Origin of the sequence: Nocardioides sp. CF8, from assembly GCF_000389985.1 — a bacterium.
In the GTDB taxonomy this organism is placed as follows: domain Bacteria; phylum Actinomycetota; class Actinomycetes; order Propionibacteriales; family Nocardioidaceae; genus Nocardioides; species Nocardioides allogilvus.
On sequence record NZ_CM001852.1, the window covers coordinates 1,227,314 to 1,237,292 of the forward strand.

The window sequence follows — 9,979 nt, forward strand, 5'->3', positions numbered from 1 at the left end:
CGGCGCGAACCCCTCGCCCGGATTGGCGAACGGCTCAGAAATTCACGAGCGTGCGGATGACCACTCCGGTCCCGACCGCGCAGATGCCGATCGCGGCGCCGTAGCGCAGGAACGTGCGGACGTTGCCGCCCAGGAAGCCGCGCCGCTCGGCCAGGCCCTCCAGGCGCAGCACCAGGTCGCGGGCCAGCAGCCCGACGGCGGCCAGCGAGAGCGCCATACCGACGCCGAAGGCGAAGACCAGGACGAAGCCGAACCAGGCGCGACCCAGCGCGACCGCGGCGAGGAGCAGGAGCAGGGCCGAGGGGCTCGGCACGAGTCCACCGACCAGGCCCATCACCCACACGCCCAGGCGACCGGGCGTGGCCTCCGGCTCGGCCGGGGCCGCGACGACCGCCGGTGCCAGCGCCACGGAGGACTGCTGCTCGGGCTCGGCGGACTGCTCGTGGCCATGGCCATGCCCGTGGCCGTGTCCGTGCCCGTGACCGTGACCATGGCCGTGTCCGTGCCCGCCGCCCTCGTTCGAGCGGAGGCGAGCCAGGAGGTAGAGACCGAGGCCGACGATCAGGAGCCCGGTGGCGAGGGTGAGCCAGGGATAGAGCCGCGCCGGCACGAAGGCACTGCTCAAGGAGACGAGCAGTCCGAGGAGCAGCACCGACCCGGTGTGCGCGGCGGTCACGGCGCTGCCGACCGCGAGCGCGGAGCGCACGGAGGAGTCACCGCGCTGGGAGAGGTAGAACGCCATCACCGTCTTCCCGTGGCCGGGCGAGAGGGCGTGCGTGGCGCCGAGGGCGAGCGCGGCCAGCAGGGCGAGGACGGCTGCGAACCAGCCGTTGTCGCCCAGCAGGGCGGTGGCCTTCGACGACAACCAGCTGCCGTCGGTGGTCGTCGGGTCGGCGTCGCCGCTCCCGGGCAGCACGCCGGCGGGGCCGCCGGGGGAGACGACGAGCGTCGCGGAGGTGACGTTGAGCGGTGACTGCAGCAGGTCCTCGGGGTAGGCGGTCAGGCGGTCGCTGGTGCTGACGGCCGGGACGTCCGAGCTGGTCAGGGTCATCTCGTCGCCGACGGCGGTGATCTCGCGCCAACCCACGGAGCCCGGTGCGGTGCGGTCCTCGAAGGTGACCTCGCCCGCGCCGATGTCGGCCTGGCCGCTGAAGGCACAGGTGATGCGCGTGATCGGCAGGCCGCCCTCGCCGTCGGCGATCGTGGCCTCGGAGCTGGTCAGCGTGAGGGGTACGGCGGTGCCCGCGGCCGAAAGGTCGAGGCCGCGAGCGGTGGTGGCGCACTCACGTCCGGCGAGGGCCGGCAGGTCGTCGATGGCTCGGCCCAGCTGCGCGGTCGGGATCTCGGCGAGGTCGACGACGTGGTCGACCTGGACGCCGGTCGCGGAGACGAGGATGCCGGTGTAGCGGTTGACGGTGAAGTTGCCGAGGGGGTGGGCGGAGGCCGGGGCCGCGGTCACGAACAGGCACGCGGCGATCGCGCCGAGGGCGAGCAGCAGGCGCAGCAGGGTCTTCATCGGGTGCCCTTCGTGGAGTTGCCGGGGCCGTCGGAGAGGCGGGCGAGGGTCGCGCTGGCCCGGTCACGTTGCCACGGCGACAGGCCGGGGTCGGTGTCGAGTCCTCGACGCAGGTGGGTGCGGGCCGCGTCCGTCATGCCGAGGGCGGCCTCGATGGTGCCGCGATGGATCCAGAACCTGGCCTCAGGGGTCTCGAGCCGGGTGGCGGCCCGGGAGATCCGCAGGGCGTCCTCGTCGCGACCGGCGCCGTGCAGCGCCCAGGCATAGGCGTCGGCGACGTGCACGCTCGTGCGGCGATCCCACTCGGCCCGGGCCTGCGTGAGTGCGCGGTCGGCGGAACCGTGGTCGGCCTCGAACAGGGCCGTCTCGAGGTCGGTGCCGACCCCGCTGGCGTCGAGCAGCTCGATGGTGGTCCGGACGACGTCGAACTGGGTCGCCGCCTCCTGGTCGCGGCCGAGGTGCTCGAGCAGCTCGCCGAGCTCGGTGAGGTATTCGGGCAGGGGCTGCTGGGAGACGACGTCGCGCCACGTCTCCACAGCCGCGTCGAGCTCACCTCGTGCGACATGGAGGCGGGCCGTGGAGACGAGCGCAGGCAGGTGTCCGGGCACGGCCCGCAGGGCGGTGTCCAGGTCGCGACCGGCCGCCGGCAGCCGACCCTGCTTGCGCAGGATGTCGGCGCGCAGGGTCAGGACATAGGCCTGGTCGGCGCGAGTGGCCGAGGCCGCCGCGCGGCGCAGGATGTCGCCGGCCCGCTCCAGGTCGCCCCGGAGCTCGTAGGCGTAGGAGTAGCGGGCTGCGATCGCCGTACTGGGCTGAAGGCGGTCGGCGGTGCGCAGGGCCCGGAGCTGGGCGTCGTACCGGCCGAGCTCGTTGAGGGCGTCGATGCGGACCGCCAGGGCGCCGAGGTCGCGGGGGTTGACGGCCAGCGCCTGCTCCGCGCTGTCGAGCGCCTGGCCGAAGTCGTGGCGAGCCGCGGCGATGGCGGCGTCGGCGGTGAGGGCGTGGAAGTTCTCGTCGGGCTCGATCTCGAAGGAGCGCGCAGCGGCCTCGTCGGCCTTGTCGTAGTAGGAGGCGAGTCCCGTGACGCGGGCCTGCTCGACGTAGGCGAGCGACAGGCCGGCCCAGGACACGTGGTCCTCGGGGACGCGCCGCAGGGTGGACTGCAGGGCGGTGATGGTCGCCGTGAGGTCCTGCCCCGAGTCGGGGACGACCTGAGCGGGCGATGACACGGTGGGCGCGGTCGTCTGGTCGGTCGTGCTCGCGACGCCGATGCCGCCCGAGACGGCGAGCGCCACGCCGATGCCGATCACGATCAAGCTTCTGCGCATGGGGACAGGGCTCCTGCCGAGACGATCGATTGGTTCCGCCCGGCCGCGCAGCTGAGGCCGCGCGGCCGGGCAGGTTGGGAGGGGTCAGGCCTTGCGGCGCCGTGCGGCGCCACCGATGCCGGCGAGCAGGGCGAAGAGCCCCACGCCGATCGCAGCCATGGAGCTGCTGCGGCTCGGCTCGATGCCGAGCAGGCCGCCCTTGTCGCTGGACTGCTTCGCCGCAGCACCCGTGGACGGGTGCGGGTCAGCGTTGCTGCCACTGGCCGGGAGGGCCAGGTAGGGGAAGGTGTCCCCGAAGGCGACATCGTTGCTGTCGACGCCGTCACCGAGGTCGTTGGCACTTCCGACGAGCTCACCCTCGACGACCTGGAGCGCGATGTCGATGACGTCGTCACCGAGCCTGCGGCCGTTGGGGAAGCCCTGGTTGTCGCCGCCGATCACACCGAGCCGGTTGGGCTCCTCGGTGACCGGGGTGGACATGTTGAGGCGAAGCTGCTCGCTCGGGGTGATCTTGCCCTTGGGCATGTTGAGGCCCTTGACACCGGTGAGGAACACCGAGACGAGGTCGTTACGAGGAGTCTTGGGGGCCTTGATCCCGTAGACGGCCTCGATGAGCTTGGGCAGCTCCGGGTGGGTGACGTACTTGAGCGCGGCTGCGTCACCGGTCGGCTTGAGGCCGTTGAACGCATCCTTGAGCTTCAGCGGGATGACGACCTCGTTGACCAGCGGGTTGCCCAGACGGGAGACCTGCTGGAACTTGCCGTTGGTCGACTTCTTGGACGTCGTCGACCAGACCCCGATCACCGGGTTCTTCTTGGCGTTGCCCTTCTTGGCGACCCAGCGCTGCGGCACCTGGAGGGCGACCGAGTTGACGTTGAAGCCGGCCAGGGTGTCGTCGCCGGCCTCGGAGAGGTCACCGCCGTAGAGCAGGTCGAAGACGCGCAGGTCGAGGAAGAACGAGTCCTCGGCCTGACCGACGAACGACTTGACGCTCTTGCCGACCTTGATCGTCGCCTCGTTGCGGAGCTTGGCGTAGTCGGGCATCGACGCGGCGCCGATGTTCGAGGGCGCCACACGCCGGTTGTTGACGATGGTCTTCGACTTGCCCTTCTTGATCCGGGCCAGCTTGTAGGTCTGGTAGTAGTTCAGGTTCTTGTCCTTGAGCGACGTCACCGGACCGGTCGCGGCCAGGAACGTGTCCTTGGAGACGTAGTGGTCCTTGAAGGTCCACCGGAACGTCACGTCGGGCTTGGCATCCGCGTTGTTGTCGACGTGGATGTCGTACTGCGCGTCGGTGGCGAAGCTGTAGAAGTTCGGACCACCTGCCGGCTCCTGGAACGGCAGCCAGTTGGCCGCCAGGGTGACGGTGCTCTGCTTCTCCGGACTCCGGAACGCATACACGTCAGTGGTGTCGTACTGGGGGGTGCCCGCGATGAGCGGGGCCTCGCGGTGGCTGGACGCGGTGGCCGAGAGCGGACCGAGCCCGGCGAAACCGACTGCGGTCAGCATGCCGCCGGCACAGGCGAGGGCTACTGCCCCTTGTCGCTTGGTGGGTCGTGAGCGAGTCATGGACAACTACTCCTTGGTGTCGGCACCGGTCGGCACTGCAGGGATTCGTACGCCGACCTGTGCTGCCCCGGACTCGTCTGTGAGCCGGGATGCGGTGTGTTCGGAGTCACCCACCCGCCGGATTGGTCGAGCTCGCGACCCGGTCAGGTGCCGGGGGCTTGCAGGCATTTGAGAGGGTGAGCCCATGAGTCAGCGGACGCTTGCGGGGTTGCTGGCCGTGCCCTTGCTCCTCGGGCTGTTCGTCTTCGTCGGCACGCAGCCGTTGCCCTATGTCACCTACCGCCCCGGACCGAGTGTCGACATCCTCGCCGCGCCGGAGGGCAAGGAGATCGTCGAGGTCTCCGGGCACGAGGCCTACCGCGACGACGGCGAGCTGCGGCTCACCACCATCTACGTCGACCAGCCGCAGGAGGACGTCACGCTCGAGGAGCTGATCAGGGCCTGGATCGCTCCCTCGGAAGCGGTCTATCCCTATGACGCCGTCTATGCGCCCGAGGAGACCGACGAGTCCAGCGACGCCGAGTCGGCGGTCCAGATGGTCTCATCGCAGGACGCCGCGATCGCGACGGCGCTGACCGAGCTGGGCTACGACGTCCAGCCCGAGGTCGAGGTCCTCTTCGTCGAGAAGGGCCTGCCGGCCGACGGCAAGCTCCAGGTTCGCGATGTCCTGGTCTCCGTCGGCGGGGTCGAGGTCGACTCCGCCGAGGACGTGGTCGAGGCCGTCGACCGGACGCCGCTGGGCCAGCCGCTGAGCTTCGTCGTCCTCCGCAAGGGCAAGGAGGTCAGCGTCGACGTCACGCCCCGCGAGGTGGAGGGCGACAAGCGGATCGGCATCACGCCCGGCCCCGGCTTCACCTTCCCCTTCGACGTCACGGTCGACATCGGCGACAACATCGGCGGACCGAGTGCCGGGCTGATGTTCTCGCTGGCGATCTACGACACCCTCACGCCCGGCTCGCTGAGCGGGGGAGAGGTGATCGCCGGCAGCGGCACCATCGACGCCGAGGGCAGGGCCGGCGCGATCGGCGGCATCGCCCAGAAGATCGCCGGCGCCGAGTCCGCCGGCGCCCGCCTGTTCATGGTGGCTGCCGACAACTGTGCGGACACCACGGACCTCGACACCGGTGACATGCGCCTGGTGCGGGTCGAGACCATGCACGACGCCGTCGAGGCCATCAGCACCTGGGCCGACGACCACGACGCCCCCCTGCCCACCTGTGAGGACCCTGCATGACGAAGGACGCCGCATGACCGAGATCTCCCTCCCGCAAGACCCGGCCCTGGCGGCCGCGGTGCTCGAGATCGAGTCCCACATCGCCGAGGCCGGCTGGGACCAGCCCGCCCGCCTCTATGCCCTGGTCGACACCGCTCGGATCGTGGCCCAGGAGCCGACGCTCGCCTCGCAGATGGGGCTGGACGCCGCGGCCGCCGAGGGTTCCTTCACCTCCGTCGAGCAGGACGCCCTCCCGGACCAGCCGCTCGAGGTGACGCTGGAGTCGATCGTGTGGCCTCCGGAGGTGACCGGGTGTGCCGCCGTGGTGGAGCGCCTGGTCCTGCCGCCCGACGTGGACGCCGAGATCCCCGACGACCCGGCCGCCGCCGAGGAGTTCGCCCGCGAGCACCCGCTGCGGCAGGAGGTGCGGATCGTCGCCGGTGCCACGCGCGCCGGCGCGACGTACTGTGCCCTGCGCCTGCGGGCCCACGACGACGACCAGTCGGTCGTTGACGGCACCGAGCTCGTGCCCGGCCTGCTCGAGCTGTTGCGAAGCACCTTGGAGGAATTGTGAGTGGGATGTTCGATGCCGAGCCCGAGCGCCATGCGGAGCAGCCTCCGCCCGCGCGGACGGGTCGCTCGCGCACGCTGATCATCGCCGCGGCCGTGCTGGTCGTGCTGTTCCTGAGCCTGACCGGCATCGCGTCGTTCTGGACCGAGCGGCTGTGGTTCAAGGCAGCCGGCTTCGGGTCGGTCTTCCAGACGCTGCTGTGGACGCGGATCGGGCTCTTCCTGGTCTTCGGTGGGGTGATGGCGGCAGTCGTCGCACTCAACCTCGCGCTGGCCTACCGCGCCCGCCCCATGCTGCTGAGCGGCGGTGACGCCAACCTCGCCCGCTACCGCGAGGCCGTGGCCCCGGTCATGGGCTGGCTCTTCGGCGGCGTCTCGGCGCTGATGGGCATCTTCGCCGGCGCCTCCGCCTCGGGCCAGTGGCGTGAGTTCTCCCTGTGGCGGCACTCCTCGCCCTTCGGCCACACCGACCCCTACTTCAACCGCGACGCCGGTTTCTACGTCTTCGAGCTGCCGTGGTGGCACTACCTCACCGACTTCGTGATGGCGCTGGCGGTGATCGGCCTGATGGCCGCTGCCCTGGTCCACTACCTGTACGGCGGCATCCGCCTGTCCGTCCCGCGCGACCGCCTCAGCGGGGCCGCCCAGGTGCACCTCTCCGCCCTGCTCGGCGTCTTCGTGCTGGCCAAGGCCGCCGACTACTGGCTCGACCGGTTCGACCTCGTGACCGGCTCGGGCTCGCTGTTCACCGGCATGGGCTACACCGACGACCACGCCGTGCTGCCGGCCAAGGAGATCCTCACCGGCATCGCGTTGATCTGTGCGGTGCTGTTCTTCCTCAACATCTGGCGGCGCACGTGGCTGCTGCCGTCGATGGGCATCGCGTTGCTCGCGCTGTCGGCGGTGCTGCTCGGACTGATCGTGCCCGGCGTGGTGCAGCAGTTCCAGGTCAGCCCCAACGTCCCGGACAAGGAGGGGTCCTACATCAAGGAGAACATCGATGCCACGCGGCTCGCCTTCAACCTCGATGACATCGAGGTGACGCCGTACTCCTCGGACCCCGCGACGTCTGGTGACGGCGACCTTGCTGCCCTGGACGCCGGGACGTCGTCGGTGCCGCTGGTGGACCCGAAGATCGTCAGCCAGACCTTCGAGCAGGAGCAGCAGGTGCGTGCCTACTACTCCGTGCCCAACGTGCTCGACGTCGATCGCTACGAGATCGACGGCACCGACCGGGCGCTGGTGCTCGGGGTGCGCGAGCTCGACCAAGCAGGACTGGCGGACAGCGACAAGAACTGGTCCAACCTGCACACGGTCTACACGCATGGCAACGGCGTCATCGCGGCGTACGCCAACCAGCGTCCGCAGGACGATGCCAAGCAGTCGCAGACGATCGAGTGGGCCGAGGGCCAGGAGACCGACGAGAGCGCGCTGACCAACCTCACCGAGACGGGCTATGAGTCGCGCGTCTACTACGGCGAGACGAGCCCGTCCTATTCGATCGTGGGTCAGAAGGAGGGAGGTAGCTCGGTCGAGCTCGACCTGCCCAAGGGCGAGCGGGACGACGAGAACCAGACCACCTCCTATGACGGTGCCGGTGGCGTGCCGATCGGCAACCTTCTCGACAAGGTGCTCTATGCCGTGAGGTTCGGCGAGCCGAACCTGGTGCTGTCGGGGCGCGTGCACGAGGACAGCAAGATCCTCTACGACCGCAATCCGCGGCGGATGGTGGAGAAGGTCGCACCGTGGCTGACGGTCGACTCCGACCCTTATCCCGCCGTGATCGACGGGAAGATCCAGTGGATCCTCGACGGCTACACCGTCACCGACCGCTTCCCGCTGTCCCAGCGCGAATCGCTCGAGGACATGACCGACGACTCGCTCACCGAGACGCCGGGCTTCCAGACGCTGCCGACCGACGAGATCAACTACATGCGCAACGCCGTCAAGGCGACGGTCGATGCCTATGACGGCACCGTGCACATCTACGCCTGGGACGAGGAGGACCCGATCCTCAAGGCGTGGAGCGAGGTCTTCCCCGACGTCGTGGAGCCGAAGTCGGCGATCCCGGACTCGCTGCTGTCGCACCTGCGCTACCCCGACGACCTGTTCAAGGCGCAGCGCCACCACTTCGCGCGCTACCACCTCACCGACGCCAAGGACTGGTACGACGGCGCGAACCGCTGGGCCGTCCCGAAGGACCCCCAGGACGACAGCACCCAGCAGCCGCCCTACCGGCTCTTCCTTGATGACACCTGGGCCCTCACCTCGGTCTACGTGCCGCGTGAGAAGAACAACCTGGCGTCGTTCATGTCCGTCAACAGTGACGCGGAGAGCGAGGACTACGGTCAGATCACCGTGCTCGAGCTCCCCAACGAGCGCACCGCCGGGCCGGGGCAGATCGCGAACGAGATCAGCTCGGACGAAGACGTGCGCGAAGAGGTCTTCTCGTTCAGCCAGGGCAACGTCACGCCGGTCTACGGCAACCTGCTGACGCTGCCGGTGAGCGACGGGTTGATGTATGTCCAGCCGCTGTATGCCAAGCGGTCGGGCAGCGAGTCGAGCTTCCCGATCCTCCGGTTCGTGCTCGTCTCCTACGGGGACAAGGTCGGGATCGGCAGATCCCTGCGCGAGGCGATCGCCGACGTGCTCGGTGTCTCGCCCGTCGTGACCGTCCCCGAGCCCGACCCGGAGCCGGACCCCGGCCCCGGCGAGCCCGAGCCCGAGCAGCCGACGGGATCAGTGGACGACCGGATCCGCTCGCTGCTGGCCCAGGCCGAGGCGAAGTTCGACGCCGCCGACCGCGCCCAGACCAACGGGAACTCGGTCGGTTGGGCACGGTTGATGGAAGAGGGTCGCGACCTCATCACGCAGGCCGTGGAGCTTGCGGAGTCGCGCGACTGACCCCGATTTGGGCTCCTCGCACTCCATCGCGTAAGGTTCTTTTCACCGGCGCGGGGTGGAGCAGCTCGGTAGCTCGCTGGGCTCATAACCCAGAGGTCGCAGGTTCAAATCCTGCCCCCGCTACAAAGCAAAAGTGCAGGTCAGAGGCGGTTTCCGGAGAGATCCGGGAGCCGTCTCTTGCTTTCCCAAGGGCCGCTTGTCCGCAACTTGTCCGCAAGCGCTGCCGTGTGAGTGCTCTTCAATTCGGTACTGGATGAGGCTGGATAGCCGTGGATGGGCCTGGAATTTGCAGCACGATGCGATGCGTTCCACCGACGTCTGCCCACGACGGGCTGGGGGTAGCGATGTCGCCCAATGGGTCATTGCAGAAGTCACGGCCCACTCATTGGCAGGCAGGCAACGAGACTTGGGGACCGGCTACCCCGGCGCCATGGACCCCGGCAACCTGGGCCGCGCGAGTGGAAGTCGCGCGGCCTCGATGGTCGTCTGCTGGCGCCTGCCACCACGACCGGCCACGACGTGGGAAAGCCACCGAACGGGGGTGTCCGGAGAACCCGACGTGACGAATCCCCTCATCGACCCCTGTGCCGCTCAGGAGGCACATCCACGCGCGGCTGCCACTCCGCTGCCCTTTGCTCAAGGACCCCAGCATCCTGCTGCACGAGGCTTGCCTTTGGGGTCCTGCAGGAAGCAGCGGAGGCCGATGCTGCGCTGTGGCAGGCATCGACGGTCCTCAGGTTGGCCTGACGCAAACCGTCCACGACGGGCCTGGGTGCGGGAACGATTCGGCGAGCAAGTATGTCGTGGGGGGAGACCCAGACGACGTCCCCGTCGGGAGCCTGAGTGGCCAGGCCGGCCTCGATGTCGTTGTGCGCCCGG

The 9,979-nt window shown here is 69.4% G+C and carries 6 protein-coding genes and 1 tRNA gene; 4 read left to right on the top strand and 3 right to left on the bottom strand.

Annotation, left to right across the window (positions count from 1 at the left end; all coding sequences use genetic code 11):
* Positions 1 to 34: 34 nt before the first annotated feature.
* From CF8_RS06040 to CF8_RS06050, 3 genes are all read right to left on the bottom strand, one after another.
* Positions 35 to 1,516, bottom strand: a complete 1,482-nt coding sequence (locus CF8_RS06040) for a nickel transporter (RefSeq protein WP_010832247.1) — start codon at positions 1,514 to 1,516, stop codon at positions 35 to 37.
* On the bottom strand, positions 1,513 to 2,844 hold the full coding sequence (locus CF8_RS06045; protein ID WP_084622797.1) for a tetratricopeptide repeat protein: 1,332 nt from the start codon (positions 2,842 to 2,844) through the stop codon (positions 1,513 to 1,515). Before CF8_RS06045 ends, CF8_RS06040 begins: the two co-directional genes overlap by 4 nt.
* A gap of 84 nt (positions 2,845 to 2,928) precedes the next feature.
* On the bottom strand, positions 2,929 to 4,413 hold the full coding sequence (locus tag CF8_RS06050) for a DUF4331 domain-containing protein (RefSeq protein WP_051204128.1): 1,485 nt from the start codon (positions 4,411 to 4,413) through the stop codon (positions 2,929 to 2,931).
* 184 nt (positions 4,414 to 4,597) lie between these two features.
* Here CF8_RS06050 and CF8_RS06055 point away from each other — a divergent pair, with 184 nt between their 5' ends.
* The 4 genes from CF8_RS06055 (at position 4,598) to CF8_RS06070 (ending at position 9,223) form a co-directional block, all read left to right on the top strand.
* Positions 4,598 to 5,647 carry a YlbL family protein gene (locus CF8_RS06055; RefSeq protein ID WP_036490389.1) on the top strand — a complete coding sequence of 350 codons (1,050 nt, stop codon included), beginning with the start codon at positions 4,598 to 4,600 and terminating at the stop codon, positions 5,645 to 5,647.
* Positions 5,648 to 5,660: 13 nt separating this feature from the next.
* Positions 5,661 to 6,200, top strand: coding sequence for a PPA1309 family protein (locus CF8_RS06060; RefSeq protein ID WP_010832251.1), 540 nt, complete (start codon positions 5,661 to 5,663; stop codon positions 6,198 to 6,200).
* Positions 6,201 to 6,205: 5 nt separating this feature from the next.
* Positions 6,206 to 9,100, top strand: a complete 2,895-nt coding sequence (locus tag CF8_RS06065; protein WP_010832252.1) for a UPF0182 family membrane protein — start codon at positions 6,206 to 6,208, stop codon at positions 9,098 to 9,100.
* A 49-nt stretch (positions 9,101 to 9,149) separates the two neighbouring features.
* Positions 9,150 to 9,223 (top strand) — tRNA-Met (locus CF8_RS06070).
* The last annotated feature ends 756 nt before the right edge of the window (positions 9,224 to 9,979 follow it).

Excerpts from the sequence above, each read along its gene's own strand:
- CF8_RS06065 (WP_010832252.1), top strand. The coding sequence starts at position 6,206 with ATGTTCGATGCCGAGCCCGAGCGCCATGCGGAGCAGCCTCCGCCCGCG.
- CF8_RS06050 (WP_051204128.1), bottom strand. The coding sequence starts at position 4,413 with ATGACTCGCTCACGACCCACCAAGCGACAAGGGGCAGTAGCCCTCGCC.
- CF8_RS06060 (WP_010832251.1), top strand. The coding sequence starts at position 5,661 with ATGACCGAGATCTCCCTCCCGCAAGACCCGGCCCTGGCGGCCGCGGTG.
- CF8_RS06045 (WP_084622797.1), bottom strand. The coding sequence starts at position 2,844 with ATGCGCAGAAGCTTGATCGTGATCGGCATCGGCGTGGCGCTCGCCGTC.
- CF8_RS06040 (WP_010832247.1), bottom strand. The coding sequence starts at position 1,516 with ATGAAGACCCTGCTGCGCCTGCTGCTCGCCCTCGGCGCGATCGCCGCG.
- CF8_RS06055 (WP_036490389.1), top strand. The coding sequence starts at position 4,598 with ATGAGTCAGCGGACGCTTGCGGGGTTGCTGGCCGTGCCCTTGCTCCTC.